Raw genomic sequence first — 20,159 nt, forward strand, 5'->3', positions numbered from 1 at the left:
GGATGTGTCGCCCAATATACGCTTTATGTACTTTTCCGGTCGAAGGGGCCCTTCATGACGCGACGCCCCACGGCCGCGCACGGGAGGCGTACGCGAAACTGCCGGCATCGCTGGACAAGGCGGAAAAGGTGACGAACACCCAGGAGGCGGCGCCTCGACGTCAGGTGACGGTACGCCTGACGAAGGCACGCGAGACGAAGGCAGGCCCGACGACGGCAGGCCCTGCGACGGCAGCCCCGACGACGGCACATCCGACGACGAACCCGGAACACCTGGGCGCGGCACCCCTGGGCGCGGAACCCGCTTCCGGGCCGGGTTCGCCGGCCACCCCCTTGACGCCCGCTCAGGCCTTCGACGCGCTCTACGCGTTCTGCGCCCCCGCCCTCGTCCGGCAGACCTATCTGCTGTCCGGGCGCCGCGAACTCGCCCGCGAGTCGGTCGAACAGGCGTTTCAACTGGCGTGGCAGCGCTGGCCCGAGGTGGCCGTGGACCCCGACCCGGCCGGCTGGGTGCGCGCCGCGGCGTACGAGTACGCGCTCTCCCCGTGGCACCGGTTCCGCCCGCGCTACCGGCACCCCGAGCCGCCCCCGGCCGAGGCGCCCGACCGCGCGCTGCTGGACGTCCTGCTGACGCTGCCGGCGACGTACCGCCGTACCCTCCTGCTCTACGACGGCGTCGGGCTCGATCTGCCGGAGACGGCCGCCGAGACCGAGGCGAGCACCCCCGCGGCGGCGTACCGGCTGCTGCACGCGCGCGAGGCGGTCGCCGCGCGGCTGCCGGAACTGGCGAGCCCGGACGTGCTGCACCGGCGGCTGGCGGAGGTCGCGTCCGCGGAACGGCTGCGCGCGCCCAGGCCGCCCGCCGTGCGGCTGGGCGGTGAGCGGAGGGCCCGCTTCTGGACCAGGGCGGCGATCGCGTTCACGATCGCGATCATCGGCGCGACCGCGCTGACCGCGCGCACCGCCCCCACCCGCTACGAACCCCCGGTGCCCCCCGGCGAGACCGTGCAGGGCGTCCCGCCGCGGGCCGCGCCGGGCACGCTGTCGGACGCACAGCTGAAGCTGCGCGCGAAACTGCGCTCCGAGACGCAGAACGGCCCGGACAGACTGCTCCCCCGCCCCGAGTGACACAGAGGCCAGGACGGCAGAAAGGCGGCGGGCCCGCTCCCCTGAGGGAACGGGCCCGCCGCCGATGTTCAGCCGCCGCGTACCGGCCAAGGCTCAGCCGGACGCGTCAGCCGGGTGACGCGGTCGGACGGCTCAGCCGGCCGAGAGGATCTCGCGCGCGAGCTTCGCCGTCTCGGTCGGCGTCTTGCCGACCTTGACGCCGGCGGCCTCGAGGGCCTCCTTCTTCGCGGCGGCCGTGCCGGAGGAGCCGGAGACGATGGCGCCGGCGTGGCCCATGGTCTTGCCCTCGGGCGCGGTGAAGCCCGCGACGTAGCCGACGACCGGCTTCTTCACGTTGTCCTTGATGAAGGCCGCGGCCCGCTCCTCGGCGTCGCCGCCGATCTCACCGATCATGACGATCAGGTCGGTGTCGGGGTCGGCCTCGAACGCGGCGAGCGCGTCGATGTGCGTGGTGCCGATGATCGGGTCGCCACCGATGCCGACGGCCGACGAGAAGCCGATGTCGCGCAGCTCGTACATCATCTGGTAGGTCAGCGTGCCGGACTTCGAGACCAGGCCGATGCGGCCCGGCTTCGTGATGTCGCCCGGGATGATGCCGGCGTTCGACTGGCCCGGGGTGATGAGACCGGGGCAGTTCGGGCCGATGATCCGGGTCTTGTCGCCCTTGGACCCGGCGTACGCGTAGAACGCGGCCGAGTCGTGGACGGCGATGCCCTCGGTGATGACGACCGCGAGCGGGATCTCGGCGTCGATCGCCTCGACCACGGCGGCCTTCGCGAAGGCCGGCGGCACGAAGAGGACGGACACGTTGGCGCCCGTCTTCTCCATCGCCTCGGCGACCGTGCCGAAGACCGGGATCTCGGTGCCGTCGAAGTCGACGGAGGTGCCCGCCTTGCGGGGGTTCACGCCACCGACGATGTTGGTGCCGTCCGCCAGCATGAGCTTGGTGTGCTTCATGCCCGTGGCACCGGTCATGCCCTGGACGATGACCTTGCTGTCCTTGTTCAGGAAGATAGCCATGGCTGTTCTGTCCCTCTTCCCTTACTTCGCAGCCGCGAGCTCGGCGGCCTTGTCGGCCGCGCCGTCCATGGTGTCCACGCGCTGGACCAGCGGGTGGTTGGCGTCGGAGAGGATCTTGCGACCCAGCTCGGCGTTGTTGCCGTCGAGGCGGACGACGAGCGGCTTGGTGACTTCCTCGCCCCTGTCCGCGAGCAGCTGCAGCGCCTGGACGATGCCGTTGGCGACCTCGTCGCAGGCGGTGATGCCACCGAAGACGTTGACGAACACGGACTTCACGTCCGGGTCGCCCAGGATGATCTCCAGGCCGTTCGCCATCACGGCCGCGGACGCGCCGCCGCCGATGTCGAGGAAGTTGGCGGGCTTGACGCCACCGTGCGCCTCACCGGCGTACGCGACGACGTCCAGGGTGCTCATGACGAGACCCGCGCCGTTGCCGATGATGCCGACCTCGCCGTCGAGCTTGACGTAGTTGAGGTTCTTCTCCTTGGCCGCGGCCTCGAGCGGGTTCGCCGAGTCCTTGTCCTGGAGGGCCTCGTGCCCCGGCTGGCGGAACTCGGCGTTCTCGTCCAGCGAGACCTTGCCGTCGAGGGCGATGACGTCACCGGAGGCGACCTTGGCCAGCGGGTTCACCTCGACGAGAAGGGCGTCCTCCTCGACGAAGGTCTTCCACAGGGTGACCAGGACGTTCGCGACCTTGTCGGCGACCTCGGCCGGGAAGTTCGCGGCCTCGACGATCTCGCGGGCCTTCTCGGGGGTCACACCCTCGTTGGCGTCGATCGGCGTCTTGGCGACGGCCTCGGGCCGGGTCTCCGCCACCTCCTCGATCTCCATGCCGCCCTCGACGGACGCGATGGAGAGGAAGGTGCGGTTCGCACGGTCCAGGAGGAAGGAGACGTAGTACTCCTCCAGGATCTCCGGGGCCGTCTCGGCGATCATCACCTTGTGGACCGTGTGGCCCTTGATGTCCATGCCGAGGATGTTGGTCGCGTGCTCCACGGCCTCGTCGGCGGAGGCGGCGAGCTTGACGCCGCCGGCCTTGCCGCGGCCGCCGACCTTCACCTGGGCCTTGACGACGGACTTGCCACCGAGACGCTCGGTGGCTGCGCGGGCCGCCTCAGGCGTGTCGATGACTTCACCGGCCAGCACCGGTACATCGTGCTTGGCGAAGAGGTCCCTCGCCTGGTACTCGAACAGGTCCACGCGCTTCCGTCCCTATCAGTGATCTCGCGGTTCGTTGTCTGCGTGGGCGTGCCGCGAGGGCAACGTGACGTCCGACCGGTGTCTGTCACAAGGGAGGCGCACACGGTGTCCGAGCGCGCGGCATGTCCGTCTCGCAGGTTATCGCTGCTTGCAGGAGGCCCCTAAATCGAGGGTCACACCTGAGCGGTGATACCTGTCACATGATGCCGGGATCACTGGCACCCCGTGCCGCATGTGAGGTCGGGGGGAGGGGCCCCACCGGGGTGGGGTCGACCCGGTGAGGCCCCCTGAACAGCCCCTCAGGGGCTCAGGACGGGTGGCCCCCACCCCAATGGGAACCAACCGCCCCCATCCGCGAGGTCCCGGACGAGCCGACCGATGGCTTTCGGCCGTCCGTGGTCCGTCGCCTCACGAAGTCATGGGTGGCGAGCTGCGGAGAGCTCGGGGACGCGGCGACCCGGCCGCGGCGCGAGTCCCCGGCCGCAGGGTCTGCGGAGGCGCCCCGCCAGACGCGCGGCCCTGTGCCTCCCGCGCGGGCTGCGCGGCGGGAGGCGCAGGGCAGCGGGGGGGGCGAAGGGCAGCGGGGGCGAATCGGCTCGGGACCGTGAGAGGCCGCCGGTGCGCCCCCGGCACTCAGCCGGGGAACACCCGCACGTCCCGGAGGCCGTCCCGCGTCCCGGCGGCGTCGCATCGTGCGGCGGGGCCGGACGCCTGGCCCGGCGGCAGCAGGTACTGCGACGGCAGGACGGCGTGCACGTCGGCGTCCCGCGGCGCACCGCCGAGCACGCCGCCGGGAACACCCGGAGCGCCCCCGGGAGGGCCGTACCGCGCCGACGCGACCACGGGGCCGGAGCCGGGGGCGGGGCCGGGGGCGGCAAGAGGACGCGGAACGGGGACGTGGACGGCGACGGGGACGGGGACGGGGACGGGGAGACCGTCGGATGCGGAACCTGTTCCGCGCGCCTCCGCTGCCACCGCACCTGCCACTGCCCCTGCCCCTGCCGTGGCCCTTGCCCTCGCCCCGGCCTCCGCCGTCGCGTTCACGGTCGCCGTCGAGCCGAGGGCAGGAGTCTGTCCCCGGAGGCCGCGTCCCGGCCCGTCCGGCGGAAGAACCGCCCCGGGGTCGGCGAGCCCCGCAAGGCCGTCGAGCCCCGGCAGGTCACCGAGCCCCGGCAGGTCACCGAGGCCGAGAAGCCCAACACCCGCGGCACGCACGGGGGACGCGGGGTGCGCGGCGCGTGCCGGGTGCGTCTGGGGTTTCGGGACGGCCGGAGGTGCCGAGCCGGCTGGGCGGGCCAGGAAGGCCAAGGCGGTGCGGGACGCCTGCACCCGGGGGCTGCCCGGCCTCGCGCCCACCACCCCCATGGCCTCGCCGTCCTCGGCCGCCTCGCCGGCGACGGACCGCACGGTCTCGGCAGTCGTGCGCGCGATGGTGGTCCGGGCGGCCACGGTCGCCCGCGTCGACGGGGCGCCGTCCGCCGCTTGTGCCTGCTCCCCGCCGAGGAACCCGAGCGCGAACAACCCGCCCACCATCAGCGCGAGATGCAGTACGCGCCGCCCCGGCCCCGGGCGCAGGACGCGCGCAACGGCGGCAGGCGGGACGGTGGGCGAGGCCAAGAGGGGACGTTCCTCCCGTGAGCGGCGGCAACGTGTCCCGATCTTTGCACGCGGGTCCCGCCGTCGCGCAACCCCCTGTTACCGATGGGTAATCGTGCCGTTGCCGTCCCTCCGCTCACCCCGCATCCGGTGCCGGCAGCGCCCGTTTCTCCAGGGCCGCCGCCATGACCTCGGGAAACAGGTCGGGGGTGCAGGCGAACGCCGGCGCCCCCAGTGCAGCGAGCGCCGCCGCGTGCTCCCGGTCGTAGGCCGGCGCCCCCTCGTCGGACAGGGCGAGCAGCGCGACGAACTGCACGCCCGACGCCTTCATCGCCGCGACCCGTTTGAGCATCTCGTGGCGGATGCCTCCCTCGTACAGGTCGCTGACCAGCACCACCACGGTCTCGGCGGGCCGGGTGATCTGCGACTGGCAGTAGGCCAGCGCCCTGTTGATGTCGGTGCCGCCGCCGAGCCGGGTGCCGAACATGACGTCCACGGGGTCGTCGAGCCGGTCGGTGAGGTCGGCGACCGCCGTGTCGAAGACGACGAGCCGGGTGTCGATCGACCGCATCGAGGCCAGCACCGCCCCGAACACCGACGCGTACACCACCGACGACGCCATCGAACCCGACTGGTCGATGCAGAGGATCACCTGCTTGCGCAGGGACTGCGAGGCCCGTCCGTACCCGACGAGCCGCTCCGGCACGACCGTCCCGTACTCGGGCTGGTAGTGCTTGAGGTTGGCGGCGATCGTGCGGTTCCAGTCGATGTCGCGGTGGCGCGGGCGGTTGCGCCGCGCGCCCCGGTCGAGTGCGCCGGCGAGAGCGGTCCGGGTGCGGCCCGCGAACCGCTTCTCGAGGTCCTCGACGACCTTGCGGACGACGGCCCGCGCCGTCTCCTTCGTCGTCTCGGGCATCGCCCGGTGGAGGGAGAGCAGGGTGCCGACGAGATGCACGTCGGGCTCGACCGCCTCCAGCATCTCCGGCTCCAGAAGGAGGGTGGACAGCCCGAGCCGGTCGATGGCGTCGCGTTGCATGACCTGCACCACGGAGGAGGGGAAGTACGTCCTGATGTCCCCGAGCCAGCGCGCCACGGACGGCGCGGAGGCTCCCAGTCCTCCCGAACGCTCCCGCCCCGTGCGCGGTACCTCCGGTGACCCGTAGAGCGCGGCGAGCGCCCCGTCCATCGCGGCGTCCCGGCCGGACAGGCCGTGTCCGGTGCCGTCGGCCGCGTCGCCCCCGAGCACCAGCCGCCAGCGCCTCAGCCGCTCCTGCCCGGCGTCCCCAGCCGCCGCCGTGCCCCTCGGCTCCGAGGCATCCGACTCCGTGGCCCTCGTCTCCGTGGCATCCGCCGCCGTGTCACCCGTCCACGGACCACTCGTCGTCATGCGCCCACCCCTGAGTACTCGGCGTCCCCTGGCTCCCGTGCGGCGCCGGCCCCACCGGCTCCGCCCACCTCCTCCGCCTCCCGCGTCTTCTCCGCCTCTCCGCCCGTCTCGTCCGTACCGCCCGGGTCCTGTCCGAGCAGCAGACGCACCACCGGCAGGACGGCGTCCGCCCGCCCGGCGTCCAGAGCGGCCGCGAACCCGGGCGTCGCGGCCTCGGAGCCCGGCCCGCCCGCCCGCTCCCCGGGACCGCGCCGCACCAGCTCGCCGAGCGTTCTGCGCACCCCCGGCTCGTAAGCCGAGAACGTCCGCCGCAGCAGCGGCAGCACGTCCGTGAACGCCTCCGTCGGCACCGTCGTCAGCCACCCGTCGACCAGGGCGAGCAGCCGTTCGTCGTGTACGAGGAACAGCCCGCCCCCGGAGCCGCCGCCGACGAAGCCCTCGATCCAGGCGGCCGCGTCGCCCGGCGGCGTCCCCGGCGAGAGGGCGAGCCCCATGAGCCGCGCCGCTGCCTCCGGATCCAGCTCGCCCTCGTCCAACAACAGGCGTGCGGCACGCCCGCGGAGGACGCCGGGCACGCTGTCCCGCCCGGACAACGCCCGCAACACGGCACGCCACCGGACGCGCCGCCCCGCACCGGCACCGGCACCGGCACCGGCACCGGAGGCATCCCTGCCTGGGACATCCTCTTCGGCGGCATCCTCGTCGTCCGCCGCGCGGACGTCGTCGAGCATCGCCACCGCGCCGTGCACCGCGTCGACATGGCGCCGCATCGCGTCCGCCGCATCCATGTCCAGCGAGACGCAGGCGGGCGGCAGACCCACGAAGATCCGCTCGGCGAGGCCCGCGGCGACCTCCGTGAGCGCGCCGGTGTCGGTGCCGCGCACGTCGCCGTAGCGCAGAGCGCGGACCAGGGCGGGCAGTGCCTCCGCGAGATGCCCGACGTCCGTGTCGAGGGCCGCCCGGTCGGCGAGGACCCGCATGACGGTCGGCAACGCGTCCGACAGACCGGCGAGGAGGCAGCGCTCGGCGAGCGCCGTCACCTCGGCGAGGCCGCGCGCGGCCACGGCGTCCGCCGCCGCCTTCGCGGTGGCGGCGGCCGACACGGTCGTCCCCCACACTCCGGCCTCGGCGACCCGCACCGACAGCTCCGGCTCCCACCGCAGCCGCCAGGTCTCCCGGAACGTCCCCGTGCTGGCGCGCGAGGCCGCCGGCTCGCCCCATTCGACGTGCAGCAGGCGCAGCCGGTGCAGCAGTCTGCTGCGCTCGGCGTCGTTCTCCTTGCGCAGGTCGAGCGCCAACTCCCGCTCCGCCGCCTCCGGTCTGAGCCGCAGCCGGCGCTGCAGCCGGTCGAGGTCGCGCTGCAGCGGCACCGCGGGTGCGCCCGCCGGCACCTCGCCGAGCACGTCCCCGATCACCAGCCGGTCGCGCACCAGCGCCAGCGGGACGTCCGAGCCTTCGCACAGCACCGCCCGCACGGCGTCGGTGGTCTCGCCCAGGCCGGGCAGCGGCCGGCCGCGCAGCGCGGCGAGCGCCTCGGCCAGCCGGACCGCCTCGATGACGTGCGCCGGGGACACCATGTGGTCCTCCTCGCGCAGCAGGGCCGCCGCCTTCGTGAGCCAGCGTTCGACGGGGCGGTCCGGCGCGCCGAACAGGTGGGCGTACCAGCCCGGCGCGTCGATGCCCGCGCCATACCCGCCGGCCCGCGCCAGTCTGCGGTGCGTCCACGGCACCCAGGTCAGGTCGGCCCTGACCTTGGGCAGTCCCTTGACAAGCGCACGGTCGGCGGCGACGGCGACCTTGCGGCGCAGCGCGGGCACATGCCACGCCCCGCACACCACGGCCACCCCCGCCGGCCCGAACTCCCGCTGCGCCGCCCGTATGTGGCCGCGCATGCAAGCCTCGCGCACGAGGTCCCGGTCGGTTCCGCTCCCACCCGGCCCGGTGTCGTCGGCCTCCCGCAGCGCCCCCATGGCCTCCTCGATCGCGACGAACGGCGCGAACGGGTCCCCCGTCCCCGCGGTCCGGTGCTCGACGACGTCCTCCCACCAGCGCTCGGCGTCGTCGTACCCCGCGACCTCGGCCAGCACGGCGAGGGGATCACCCCGCAGCAGCGCGCGGCTCCCTTGCCTCCCCTCCCCGCCCTCCCCCCTCTCGTCCACCCTTCCCCCGGCCCCCTGCGCCGTGTCGCCGTCCCGTTCCTCCTTCCTTTCTCCTTGCCTTTCCCCTTCCTTCGTCTCCGCCGTGTTCTCCCAGGCCAGCGAGTGGGCGGCCGGGAGGTCGATGAAGCGGGCGGGAACCCCGTGGTCCAGCGCCCAGCGGAGCGCGACCCATTCCGGCGAGAACTCGGCCATCGGCCAGAAGGACGACCGGCCGGGTTCGTCGACGGCGTGCGCGAGCAGAGCGACCGGCGGCCGCATGTCCTCGTCAGCGGCGAGCGGGATCAGCGCGTCGGCCTCGGACGGCCCCTCGATCAGGACGGCCAGGGGCCGGGCGGCCTCCAGAGCCGCCCGTACCGCCCGCGCCGACCCCGGCCCGTGGTGACGCACCCCGAGCAGCAACGGCCGTCCCGCATCCCGGCCGTCGACCCCGTCGACGCCGGCCGTGCCGTGGTCACCCTTCACGCGCAGGGCCACTTCGTGTCGTCGTTCACCGTCACCCTCCCCGTTGTGTGCACGAACGACCAGGTCACCTCGTTGACGTCGTTGCGGCCGCTCCGGTTGCCCCGACCGCGCCCGTCGTTCCTCCCGCTTCCGGCGCCGGCCCCGTTCCCGTGGTCCCCGTTCACGCGCTCACCTCCCGGCAGGCGCGGTAGAAGTCGGTCCAGCCGACGCGTTCGCGCACGACCGCCTCCAGGTACTCCTGCCAGACGACCCGGTCGGCCGCCGGATCACGGACGACGGCGCCGAGGATGCCCGCGGCCACGTCCCCCGGCCGCAGCACGCCGTCGCCGAAGTGCGCGGCCAGTGCCAGCCCGCTCGTGACGACGGAGATGGCCTCCGCGGTGGACAGCGTGCCGCTCGGCGACTTCACCTTCGTCCGGCCGTCGGAGGTGACGCCGTCGCGCAGTTCGCGGAAGACCGTCACCACCCGGCGGATCTCGTCGATGCCCTCCGGCACCGCCGGCAGGTCCAGGGACCGGCCGATCTGGTCGACCCGCCGCGCGACGATGTCCACCTCGGCCTCGACGCTCTCCGGCAGCGGCAGCACCACCGTGTTGAAGCGCCGGCGCAGCGCACTGGACAGTTCGTTGATGCCGCGGTCGCGGTCGTTGGCCGTGGCGATGAGGTTGAACCCGCGGACGGCCTGCACCTCCTGTCCCAACTCCGGTATCGGCAGCGTCTTCTCCGAGAGGACGGTGATCAGCGTGTCCTGCACGTCGGCCGGGATGCGGGTCAGCTCCTCCACCCGTACCGTCGCCCCCTCCGCCATGGCCCGCATGACGGGACTGGGCACCAACGCGTCACGGCTCGGCCCGTGCGCGAGCAGCTGCGCGTAGTTCCAGCCGTAGCGCATCGCCTCCTCCGGGGTGCCCGCGGTGCCCTGCACCAGCAGCGTCGAGTCGCCGCTGACCGCGGCGGCGAGGTGCTCGGAGACCCAGGTCTTCGCGGTGCCCGGGACGCCGAGCAGCAACAGGGCGCGGTCGGTGGCGAGGGTGGTGACGGCGACCTCGACGAGGCGGCGCGGCCCCACGTACTTGGGCGAGATCACCGTGCCGTCGGGCAGGACGCCGCCCAGGAGATAGGTGGCCACGGCCCACGGCGACAGCTTCCAGCGGGCCGGACGCGGCCGGTCGTCCTGCGCGGCCAGAGCCGCGAGTTCGGCCGCGAAGGCCTCCTCGGCGTGCGGGCGCAATGCATCGGCCGGCCTGTTCGCACTGGGGTCGACGGACGTCGGATCTACGGACACAGACATGGCTGAGGCCCCCTCCATCTCGGCCGGTTCGGATCTGGTGTCCACCGTGCACCACGCCACTGACAATGCGATCCGACCTGCGAAAACGTCGTCTCGGCCGGGTTCCTCCGAAGCTCGGCGGACCGATTGTCAGTGGGGGGATCTACCGTCGGTGGCATGACTGAGCAGGGGGTGCGCTGGACCGCGGACCAGGTGCTGGCACTGGCGCCTGACTCCGCGTCACGCAAAGCGGGAAGCAAACTCGCCGCGCCCGGCCCGTGGTCGGGGACGGGCAGCTCGCGGGAGGGGATGGTGTGGGGCCTGTGCCGGGGCGGCGGCGGCACGCCGTACCGGACGGCCGTCGACGTCGCGGACGGGGTCGGGGGCTCCGGTCCGACGTACACGTGCAGTTGCCCGAGCCGTAAGTTCCCGTGCAAGCACGCGCTCGGGCTGCTGTTGCTCTGGTCGGGCGGAGAGGAAGCGGTGCCGGCGGGGCGGGAGCCGGAGTGGGCCGAGCAGTGGGTCGCGAGCCGCCGGCGCACGCAGGAGAAACGGGAGGCGGGGCCGGAGGGTTCCGCGTCCGGCCCCGTCGACCCGGAAGGGGCGCGGCGACGGGCGGAGCGCCGCGCCGAGCGGATCACCGGCGGGGTGACGGAGTTGGAGGAGCGGCTCGCCGATCTCCTGCGCTCGGGCCTGGCCGGCGCCGAACAGGCCGGCTACGGGCTGTGGGAGGAGACGGCGGCCCGCATGGTCGACGCGCAGGCGCCCGGACTCGCGGCGCGGGTACGGGATTTGGGCGCCATCCCCGCGACCGGCCCGGGCTGGCCGGCGCGGCTGCTGGAGGAGTGCGCGCTGCTGCACCTCCTCGTCCGGGGCTGGCTGCACCGTGAGCGGCTGCCGGCGGACCTCGCGGCGACGGTCCGCACCCGCGTGGGTCTGCCCTCGTCCGCGGACGGTCCACCGGTCCGCGACCAGTGGCTGGTGCTCGCCCAGTACGACACGCCCGACCCGAAACTGACGACCCGCCGCATCTGGCTGTACGGGGCCACCACGGGCCGCACCGCGCTCCTGCTCTCCTACGGAGCCGCCGGCCGGGCCCCCGAACTCACCCTGCCCGTGGGTCTCGCGCTGGACGCCGAACTGTCCGCGTATCCCGGCGCGGGGCAGCAGCGGGCCGCTCTCGGCGAGCAGTTCGATCCACCGGCCCCGACCGGCGCCAGACCCCCGGGCGTGTCGACCCGCGAGGCGGCCGCCCGGTACGGCGAGGCCCTGCGCCTCGACCCCTGGCAGGAGTCGGTCCCGGTGACGCTGGCCGACGTCGTCCCGACGCCGGACGGCGATTCCTGGCAACTGGCGGACGCGCAGGGCGGCACGGCTCTGCCGCTCACCTCCACCGCGCTCCTCCGGCCCGGTCTGTGGCGTCTGGCGGCCCTCTCCGGCGGCGCGCCCGTCCGGGTCTTCGGAGAGTGCGGCCACCGTGGCTTCACCCCGCTGACGGCCTGGCCGACGGGCCCGGGAGAGGCGGTGCGGCTGTGCTGAACGCCTCTTCTGCAGAGCCGGCAGCGTCGGCAGGGGCCGCAGAGCCGACAGAGTCGGCAGCGTCGGCAGAAAGGAGTCTCATGAACACGTCCTCAGAGCTGTCCACGTCCTCCGCCTGGGACGAGCTGATCACCGCGGCCCTTCTCGGCACGGACCGTCGCACACCCCCGGGAGCGGCCCCGGGCCGGGACGCGCCGACGGCCCTGCTGGACGCGGCGGCAGCGCAGACCGTACGCCGGCGCGCCGGACTGCGCCCCGGCCACGCGGCTCCCCGTCCGGAACCGGCCGCCGAGGACCCCCGCCCGCCACTGCCCGGCGCGGCGGCCCGCAGACTCGCCCTGCTCCTGGCCGACCGCCCCGGCGCGGGCCCAGGTGGCCGCAGAGGCGCCTCGCCGGACCTCATGGAGCTGCTGCCCCAGTGGCTGACGGCGGTGAACGCACGCGGGTTCGCGGCACCGGCCGAGTCTCTCCCCGCGCTGCTCGACGCGGCACGCGCGCGTACCGACCTGCGGCCCGCGGCGCTGGAGTTCGCGGGTCCGCGCGCCCTGTGGCTGGCCCGGCTGAACCCGGACTGGCGGTTCGCCCTGCGTGCGGCGCCGGGCGGCGGCCCGGCGCTGCCGGGCCCGGCGGAGGCCGAACGCACCGGGCGCCTCTGGCAGGAGGGCCTGTTCGCCGAGCGGGTCGCCCTGCTCGCGTCCATCCGCTCCCGTGACCCCGACGCTGCCCGGGAGCTGCTCGCGGCCACCTGGTCGACGGAGCGCGCCGAGGACCGGCTGATGTTCCTCGACTCGCTGCGCACCGGCCTCGCCCCGCGCGACGAGCCGTTCCTGGAACAGGCGCTGGCGGACCGCAGCCGCAACGTGCGGGCCACGGCTGCGGAGCTGCTGTCGGCGCTGCCGGGCTCGGCGCTCGCCGCGCGGATGGCAGTCCGGGCCGGCGCGTGCGTGGCCGTCGACCACACCCGGGACACGCCGACCCTTCTGGTGGAGGCGCCGCACGAGTGCGACACGGCCATGGAACGCGACGGCGTGTCGCCGCACGCCCCGCCGGGCCGGGGCGAACGGTCCTGGTGGTTCGGCCAGTTGCTGGAGGCGGCCCCGCTCGCCACCTGGCCGGCCCGGCTGGGCGGCCGCACACCGCAGCAGATCGTGGCGCTTCCGGTGGCCGACGACTGGCTGAGCGAACTGCACGCGGCATGGTGCCGGGCCGCCGTCCGCCAGCGGGACGCCGACTGGTCACGGGCGCTGCTCGGCGCGCCGTCCTCGCCGGGCGCGGGCGGGCCGGGCGCGGTGTCCCTCGCCGAACGGGCGAAGCTGCTGGGCACGCTGCCGCCGTCCGAGCGGGCCGCCTGGGTGGCCGGGTTCATCGCGGCGCACGGTCTGTCGGAGGCGTTCCAACTGCTCGGCGTCTGCTCCGTGCCGTGGGCCGCGCCGCTCGGCAGAGCCGTGGTCGACGCGCTCAACATCGCTCGGGACGCGGGCAGTTATCCGTGGAGTTTCAGCGGCGTCATGGGTCTCGCCGAGCGTTGCCTCGACCCCGCGGAGGCATCCCGGCTCGATGCCCTCCTCGCGGTGCCGGACGAACCGGAGGACGCGTCGCCGGGCGCGGGCGGCTACTGGGCGGAGGCGTTCCAGCGGCTGGGCAGGACACTGCGCCTGCGGGCGCTGATGGCGGAGGAACTCGGACCGCCGACACCCGGGGGCCGGGGCGCCTGACCGGTTCCGGAGCGACCACGGCCCGAACCCGCGGGGGCAACCCGCACGGCTCACGCCTACCCGGGATCACGCCTGCGCGGACTGCCGGACGTTGGCCCGGACCCACTCCACGATCGACGCGGTGGTCGCCCCGGGGGTGAAGATCCCGGCGACGCCCTTCTCCTTCAACGGCGCGATGTCCGCTTCGGGGATGATCCCGCCGCCGAACACGAGGATGTCCGCCGCGTCCCGCTCCTTCAGCAGCTCGATCACCGCGGCGAAGAGCGTGTTGTGGGCCCCGGAGAGGATGGACAGCCCGATCGCGTCGGCGTCCTCCTGGATCGCGGTGTCGACGATCTGCTCGGGCGTCTGGTGGAGCCCCGTGTAGATGACCTCCATGCCGGCGTCGCGCAGCGCCCGCGCGATCACCTTGGCCCCGCGATCGTGGCCGTCGAGCCCCGGCTTGGCGACCACCACGCGGATCGGACCGGCTGCCACACCCATCACTGCCTCCATGAAGCGACTCCGTCCGTCCTCGAGCGACTGTGTCCATCCTCGAGGCCACGGACACCCCGTGCCACACCGCCCGGGGGAAGTGAACGAACGTTATCGCCAGCATCCCGCAACCGGCAGTTTCGCGGTGCTGACCGAGGGGGAAATCACACGGAGGGACACGTTCACCGCGCACCGTTCGCACCCTGTCCCAGGGGGGTTCGAGGCGCAGAGGGAGCCGCTTCGAGGTCGCCGTTCGTCGCGTCGCAGCCCGCGCTGCGTGGCGGTACGGCGCATCGACGGGCACGATGGTCATGTAGAGCAGGTAAGGCACGACAGCGGGGAGCCTGTCGCCACACCGGGCAGGGATCCTCCGCACGTCGACGGTGCAACGTCGCACAGGGCGTACGCACCCCGAGCCACGGGCCGCATCCGCTCCACGCCCCGCCGTGCCCGATCGACCTCCTCGACAGCGACTTCCACGAGGGCACACGGGGGACAGAGAAGTCCTCAGCGTGCCGACAGGAGGTCGGCCATGAAGGTCACCCGGGCACTGCAGCCCTTTCTACCGTTGTGCCAGCGTCTGTTCCCGGACCTCCCGGCCATCCCGGGCATTCCAGGACTGCCGGACCTCCCGAGCCTGCCGGGCCGACTGGCCGGCCTGTCCCTGACCCTGCTCAAGGCGACCGCCCTCGACCTCGCGATCCTCGCGGGGCATCTGCTCCTGTACCCCTCGGGCATCGCGCAGGAGCGCCGCGGCCCGGTACGCCCCGCGCTGCCCGCGGGGTCCGACGATCCTGCCCGGCTGCCCACCCAGGCGCCGCCGCCGGTGGTGCTGCTGCACGGGTTCATCGACAACCGCTCCGTGTTCGTCCTGCTGCGCCGCAGCCTCGCGCAGCACGGCAGGCATCGCGTCGAGTCGCTCAATTACTCGCCGCTGACCTGTGACATACGGACGGCGGCCGAGCTGCTCGGTCGCCACATAGAGGAGATCTGCGAGCGCACGGGCAGCGTGCAGGTCGACGTCGTCGGGCACAGCCTGGGCGGCCTGATAGCGCGCTACTACGTGCAACGGCTGGGCGGCGACGTCCGCGTCCGCACGCTGGTCACGCTGGGCACCCCGCACTCCGGCACCCGGGTGGCGCCGCTGGCGAACGCGCACCCGATAGTGCGCCAGATGCGCCCGGGCTCGGCGGTGATCGAGGAGCTCTCCCGGCCCGCGCCCGGCTGCCGCACCCGATTCGTCAGCTTCTGGAGCGACCTGGACCACCTCATGGACCCGCTGGAGTCCGCCTGCGTGGACCATCCCGACCTGTCGGCGCAGAACGTCCGGGTGACCGGGATCGGTCATCTCGCCCTGCCCGTGCACCCCGCCGTCGCGACCGGCATACGGCAGGCCCTCGACACCGATCCCTCGCAGGAGCCCGCCGCCGCCCGCTCCGGCACCCGGCGGACCGGCGGCCTCACGGTGGCCTGACAGTCACGCGACGGGCCGGCCCCACCGTTGACGTGACGGGCCGGCCCCACGGTGACGCGACGGGCCGACCCCACGGTGCCTGAAGGCGTCCCGACGACAGCCCGACGGCGAGCTCATCGCCGTCCCACAGCCGTTTCCCTGCCGCGCGACAGCGGCGTGACACCCCGCTCCCACCCGTTCGCCATCGAACGGCATTCGAACGTAAGGCCAAGCCCGCGCCCGCCGTCCCCCGAAACAGAGCCGAATGCCCCTTTCCTTCGGGCACGAAACCTGCAGAACATTGTCGTGCCCGCGTACTGCCGGGTACAGTCGCCGCACTGCTCTGGCAGCCCCTGTCGTCGGCGAATAGAGAAGTTGGTGAATGACCGTCACCCGTCGGGAATCATGACCTCCCCGGCCCCGGCTTCCGACGCCGCTTCGGCGCACCACGCGTCGTACGGCACCCAGGAAGCCTCGTACGACGGCTTCACCGGCTACGAGACCGGCGGCTACGACGCCGGCGCGCACGCCACCGGGCACTTCACGACCGCCGACCCCCTGTTCGGCCGACTTCCGGGCGACGGCACCAACCCCGCGACCGGCACGCACGACGGCGCGCAGTGGCACGGCGGCGGCCATCAGGCCATGGACACGGGCAGTCACCAGACCCTGAACTACGACGCGTACGCGGCCCAGCACCACGCCGTCCACGACTCCGGAGCGTACGACGCGACCGCCTGGCAGACGGGACAGCACCAGCACCTGTCCGCGGTCCCGCAACAGGCGACGGCGCACGACACCAGCGGCCACTGGGACGCGAGCGCCTGGCTGCAGCCCGACCAGCCCGGCTGCCCCGCCGACGCGACCCAGCAGTGGGAATGGGGTACGCAGACCTTCGACACCGGCGCGTACGACGCCACGCAGTGGAACTCCGACGGCGACCCGTCCGGCGTCTCCGCGCAGACTGCCGGGGGCCCCTCCCTGGAGATCGGCTCCGGGGGAGAGTTCGAGCAGCAGGCCGAGGTCCCGTTCGACCAGCAGGCCACCGCCACTTTCGAGCAGGTCGCGTACGACGAGGCCGGCCACGAAGCGAGCGGCCCCGAAGGCGAGTCGGCGGACGACGCCCCGCCGGCCCTCCTCGACGACCAGGAGGAGCCCGGCCCGGCGCCGCTCGGCAGGGCGGCCACCCGTAACGCGAACCGTTCCCGGCGCAAGATGCCCGCCAAGCGCTCCGCGCTGCTGACGGTGGCCGTGCCCTCGGTCTGCGTGATGGGGGTCGCCGGGATCGCCGCGGCCTCGGTCGGCACGCTGACCGGCGGCGACGGCAAGGAGACCACGGCCTCCGCCGCGGACGCCCAGCCGGTGAAGCCGTCCGCCGCCAACACCAAGCTGGACAGCCAGCTCGCGACGCTCAGCGCCGGGGTCGACGACTTCGGCGACCGGGTCAGCCGCACGCAGGAACGCATCGACCTCAAGGCGCAGCAGGAAGCCGAGAAGAAGAAGGCGGCGGCGGAGGCGGCCCGCAAGGAGCGGCTGCGCCCCAAGTACGCCCTCCCGGTCGCGCAGCGCGGCCTCAGCGCCTACTTCGGCCAGGCCGGCATCAACTGGATGTCGCAGCACACCGGCATCGACTTCCCGGTCTCGTACGGCACGACGGTGATGGCCGCGACCGACGGCACCGTGCGCACCCAGTGGAACAGCGCCTACGGCAACATGCTGATCCTGACGTCGAAGGACGGCACGGAGACCTGGTACTGCCACCTCTCCACGTACCGCGTCCCCTCCGGCACGACGGTGAAGGCCGGCGATCCGATCGCCTACTCCGGCAACTCCGGCAACTCGACCGGCCCGCACCTGCACTTCGAGGTCCGGCCGGCCGGCGGTTCGGCGATCGACCCGCTGCCCTGGCTGCGCAGCCACGGACTCAACCCGACGTAAGCGCGCCCCTCGCTCCGCACGCCGCTCTCCTCCGGGGCGAAGGCCTGTCCTAGCTCGACCGCGTCCACTCCGACGATCGTCTGAGCCCCCGCCGGCGAAGCGGGGGCTCACTCGTGTGCCGGGCGGCGGTGGCCGCACGACGCCTAGAGCTTCTCCACCGGCGCGTACCGCAGCAGCAGCCGCTTGGGCTTGGTGTCGCCGAAGTCGACGGTGGCCTCCGCGTTGGAGCCGGTGCCCTTCACTCCGACGACCGTGCCGAGCCCGAACTGGTCGTGCGTGACCCGGTCGCCGACGGCCAGCGCGACCACGGGCTTCTCCCCCGCCGTGCGGCGCGTCGCGAATCCGGACGCGCCCGCAGCCGAGGAACGCGAGCGCGACGAGGACAGCGACGCCGCCACCCCGGACACCGGGCCGGACGACACAGGTGAGGTCGCCCCCGTCCGCTTCCAGTCCACATGCGTCGGCGGGATCTCCTCCAGGAACCGGGAGGGCGGGTTGTACGACGGCTGCCCCCAGGCGCTGCGCAGCGACGACCGGGTGAGGTACAGCCGCTCACGCGCGCGGGTGATGCCGACGTACGCGAGTCGGCGCTCCTCCTCCAGCTCCTTGGTCTGGCCCAGGGCGCGCATGTGCGGGAAGACGCCGTCCTCCATGCCCGTGAGGAAGACGACCGGGAACTCGAGGCCCTTGGCGGTGTGCAGGGTCATCAGGGTGATGACGCCCGAGCCGTCCTCGTCCTCGTCGGGAATCTGGTCGGAGTCGGCGACCAGCGCGACCCGCTCCAGGAAGTCGGAGAGCCCGGCCGGTGCGGCGCCCTCCCCCTCGCCCTCTCCGGTCTCCTGCTCGAACTCCAGGGCCACGGCGGCGAGTTCCTGGAGGTTCTCGATCCGGGTCTCGTCCTGCGGGTCGGTGGACGCCTGCAACTCGGCGAGGTAGCCGGTGCGTTCCAGCACCGCCTCCAGGACGGTCGCCGGACCGGCGCCCGACTCGACGATCGTGCGCAGCTCCTCCATGAGCACGTTGAACCGCTTCACGGCGTTCGTCGACCGCGAGGCCATGCCGTAGGCCTCGTCGACGCGCTTCAGGGCCTGCGGGAAACTGATCTTCTCCCGCTGGGAGAGGGCGTCGATCATCGCCTCGGCACGGTCGCCGATGCCGCGCTTGGGCACGTTGAGAATCCGGCGCAGCGGCACCGAGTCCTCCGGGTTGGCCAGCACGCGCAGATAGGCCAGGACGTCCCTGACCTCCTTGCGCTCGTAGAAGCGGACCCCGCCGACGACCTTGTAGGGCAGGCCGACCCGGATGAAGATCTCCTCGAAGACACGGGACTGGGCGTTGGTGCGGTAGAAGACCGCGACATCGCCCGCCTTCGCGTCGCCCGCGTCCGTCAGGCGGTCTATCTCGTCGGCGACGAACTGCGCCTCGTCGTGCTCGGTGTCGGCGACATAGCCGGTGATGCGCGCGCCCGCGCCCGCGTTGGTCCACAGGTTCTTGGGGCGGCGCGACTCGTTGCGCTCGATGACCGCGTTGGCGGCGGACAGGATCGTCTGCGTCGAGCGGTAGTTCTGCTCGAGCAGGATCGTCGTCGCGCTCGGGTAGTCCTCCTCGAACTGGAGGATGTTGCGGATCGTCGCGCCCCGGAAGGCGTAGATCGACTGGTCGGCGTCACCGACGACGCAGAGCTCGGCCGGCGGCACGTCGTGGTCGCCCGGCGGGACGTCGACCGGATGTTCCGAGGTGCCGACCAGCTCCCTGACCAGGGCGTACTGAGCGTGGTTGGTGTCCTGGTACTCGTCGACCATGACGTGCCGGAACCGGCGCCGGTAGTGCTCGGCGACGTCGGGGAAGGCGCGCAGCAGGTTGACCGTCGTCATGATCAGGTCGTCGAAGTCGAGGGCGTTGGCCTCGCGCAGCCGCGACTGGTACATCGCGTAGGCCTGGGCGAGGGTCTTCTCAAAACCGTCGGCGGCCTGCGCCGCGAAGTCCTCCTCGTCGATCAGCTCGTTCTTCAGATTGCTGATCTTGGCGCTGAAGGACTTGGGCGGGTAGCGCTTGGGGTCGAGGTCCAGGTCCCTGCAGACGAGGGCCATGAGGCGCTTGGAGTCGGCGGCGTCGTAGATCGAGAACGACGACGTGAAGCCGAGCTTCTTGCTCTCCCGGCGCAGGATGCGCACACACGCGCTGTGGAACGTCATGACCCACATCGCGTTCGCGCGCGGGCCGACGAGCTGCTCGACGCGCTCCTTCATCTCGCCCGCGGCCTTGTTGGTGAAGGTGATCGCGAGGATCTGCCCCGGGTGCACGTTGCGTTCGGCGAGGAGGTGGGCGATGCGGTGGGTGAGCACCCGCGTCTTGCCCGAGCCGGCGCCGGCCACGATGAGCAGCGGGGTGCCGGCGTGCACGACGGCCGCGCGCTGGTTGTCGTTCAGCCCTTCCAGGAGCGCCGCCGCGTCGAGAGCCGGGCGGGGGGCGCCGTCGCGGTAGTACGTGTCCCGGTCCGGGGGCGCGTCGAACTTCCCGCCGAACAGATCGTCCGGGACCGGCTCGGGTCCGTGGTCGTCCTCGGGCGGCGGGGGCTCCTCCTCGTGGGCACGGGGGCCCTTGAGGTCCGCCAGGAAGCTGTCGTCAAAGAGGCTGCTCATCGCTCTCCGAGTTTAGGGGGCGCCACTGACAACCGGCCGCCGTCCCGAAAACTCGTCCCGCACTCACCCTCCGGCCCCCCGCGGTCACGAACCGCGACCGATCCGGCCGGAGCGCGGGATCACACCCTCAGGTCACGAAAATGTATCGGGCATATCACCCATCAACCTTCACACGGG

13 protein-coding genes are annotated in these 20,159 nt (G+C 73.2%); 5 read left to right on the forward strand and 8 right to left on the reverse strand.

What is annotated here, in order from left to right; genetic code table 11:
- The first annotated feature begins 2 nt into the window (after nt 1-2).
- A complete protein-coding gene (locus OHS82_RS17305) occupies nt 3-1,127 on the forward strand; it encodes an RNA polymerase sigma factor (RefSeq protein WP_328434117.1) in 1,125 nt (374 codons plus the stop codon).
- Nucleotides 1,128-1,259: 132 nt separating this feature from the next.
- On the opposite strand, the gene sucD is transcribed toward OHS82_RS17305, so the two are convergent.
- The 6 genes from sucD to OHS82_RS17335 all read right to left on the reverse strand — a co-directional run bounded on the left by sucD (nt 1,260) and on the right by OHS82_RS17335 (nt 10,242).
- Nucleotides 1,260-2,147 (reverse strand): succinate--CoA ligase subunit alpha, encoded by an 888-nt coding sequence (gene sucD, locus OHS82_RS17310; RefSeq protein WP_057584599.1) that lies wholly within the window; start codon nt 2,145-2,147, stop codon nt 1,260-1,262.
- A 21-nt stretch (nt 2,148-2,168) separates the two neighbouring features.
- Nucleotides 2,169-3,347, reverse strand: coding sequence for an ADP-forming succinate--CoA ligase subunit beta (sucC, locus tag OHS82_RS17315; RefSeq protein ID WP_057584600.1), 1,179 nt, complete (start codon nt 3,345-3,347; stop codon nt 2,169-2,171).
- A 633-nt stretch (nt 3,348-3,980) separates the two neighbouring features.
- A complete protein-coding gene (locus OHS82_RS17320) occupies nt 3,981-4,964 on the reverse strand; it encodes a hypothetical protein (protein ID WP_328434118.1) in 984 nt (327 codons plus the stop codon).
- Nucleotides 4,965-5,079: 115 nt separating this feature from the next.
- Complete coding sequence (locus OHS82_RS17325) at nt 5,080-6,330, reverse strand: vWA domain-containing protein (RefSeq protein ID WP_328434119.1); 1,251 nt, start codon at nt 6,328-6,330, stop codon at nt 5,080-5,082.
- Nucleotides 6,327-8,951, reverse strand: coding sequence for a DUF5682 family protein (locus OHS82_RS17330; protein WP_443061784.1), 2,625 nt, complete (start codon nt 8,949-8,951; stop codon nt 6,327-6,329). The genes OHS82_RS17325 and OHS82_RS17330 overlap by 4 nt, the downstream gene beginning before the upstream one ends.
- Nucleotides 8,952-9,111: 160 nt before the next feature.
- Nucleotides 9,112-10,242: an ATP-binding protein gene (locus OHS82_RS17335; RefSeq protein WP_328434120.1), complete on the reverse strand. Its 1,131-nt coding sequence runs from the start codon at nt 10,240-10,242 to the stop codon at nt 9,112-9,114.
- A 156-nt stretch (nt 10,243-10,398) separates the two neighbouring features.
- On the opposite strand from OHS82_RS17335, the gene OHS82_RS17340 reads away from it, so the two are divergent.
- A complete protein-coding gene (locus OHS82_RS17340; RefSeq protein WP_328434121.1) occupies nt 10,399-11,760 on the forward strand; it encodes an SWIM zinc finger family protein in 1,362 nt (453 codons plus the stop codon).
- A gap of 80 nt (nt 11,761-11,840) precedes the next feature.
- Nucleotides 11,841-13,475 (forward strand): DUF5691 domain-containing protein, encoded by a 1,635-nt coding sequence (locus tag OHS82_RS17345; protein ID WP_057584604.1) that lies wholly within the window; start codon nt 11,841-11,843, stop codon nt 13,473-13,475.
- 66 nt (nt 13,476-13,541) lie between these two features.
- Here OHS82_RS17345 and OHS82_RS17350 read toward each other — a convergent pair whose 3' ends face one another.
- A complete protein-coding gene (locus tag OHS82_RS17350) occupies nt 13,542-13,958 on the reverse strand; it encodes a cobalamin B12-binding domain-containing protein (protein ID WP_057584774.1) in 417 nt (138 codons plus the stop codon).
- Nucleotides 13,959-14,481: 523 nt separating this feature from the next.
- On the opposite strand from OHS82_RS17350, the gene OHS82_RS17355 reads away from it, so the two are divergent.
- Nucleotides 14,482-15,423 carry an esterase/lipase family protein gene (locus tag OHS82_RS17355; RefSeq protein WP_057584605.1) on the forward strand — a complete coding sequence of 314 codons (942 nt, stop codon included), beginning with the start codon at nt 14,482-14,484 and terminating at the stop codon, nt 15,421-15,423.
- Nucleotides 15,424-15,807: 384 nt separating this feature from the next.
- On the forward strand, nt 15,808-17,340 hold the full coding sequence (locus OHS82_RS17360) for a M23 family metallopeptidase (protein ID WP_057584606.1): 1,533 nt from the start codon (nt 15,808-15,810) through the stop codon (nt 17,338-17,340).
- Between the two features lie 143 nt (nt 17,341-17,483).
- Here the strand turns inward: OHS82_RS17360 and pcrA are convergent, their stop codons facing one another.
- Nucleotides 17,484-19,982, reverse strand: coding sequence for a DNA helicase PcrA (gene pcrA, locus OHS82_RS17365; RefSeq protein WP_328434122.1), 2,499 nt, complete (start codon nt 19,980-19,982; stop codon nt 17,484-17,486).
- Between the last annotated feature and the right edge of the window lie 177 nt (nt 19,983-20,159).

The organism is Streptomyces sp. NBC_00425 (assembly GCF_036030735.1).
Taxonomy (GTDB): Bacteria; Actinomycetota; Actinomycetes; order Streptomycetales; family Streptomycetaceae; genus Streptomyces.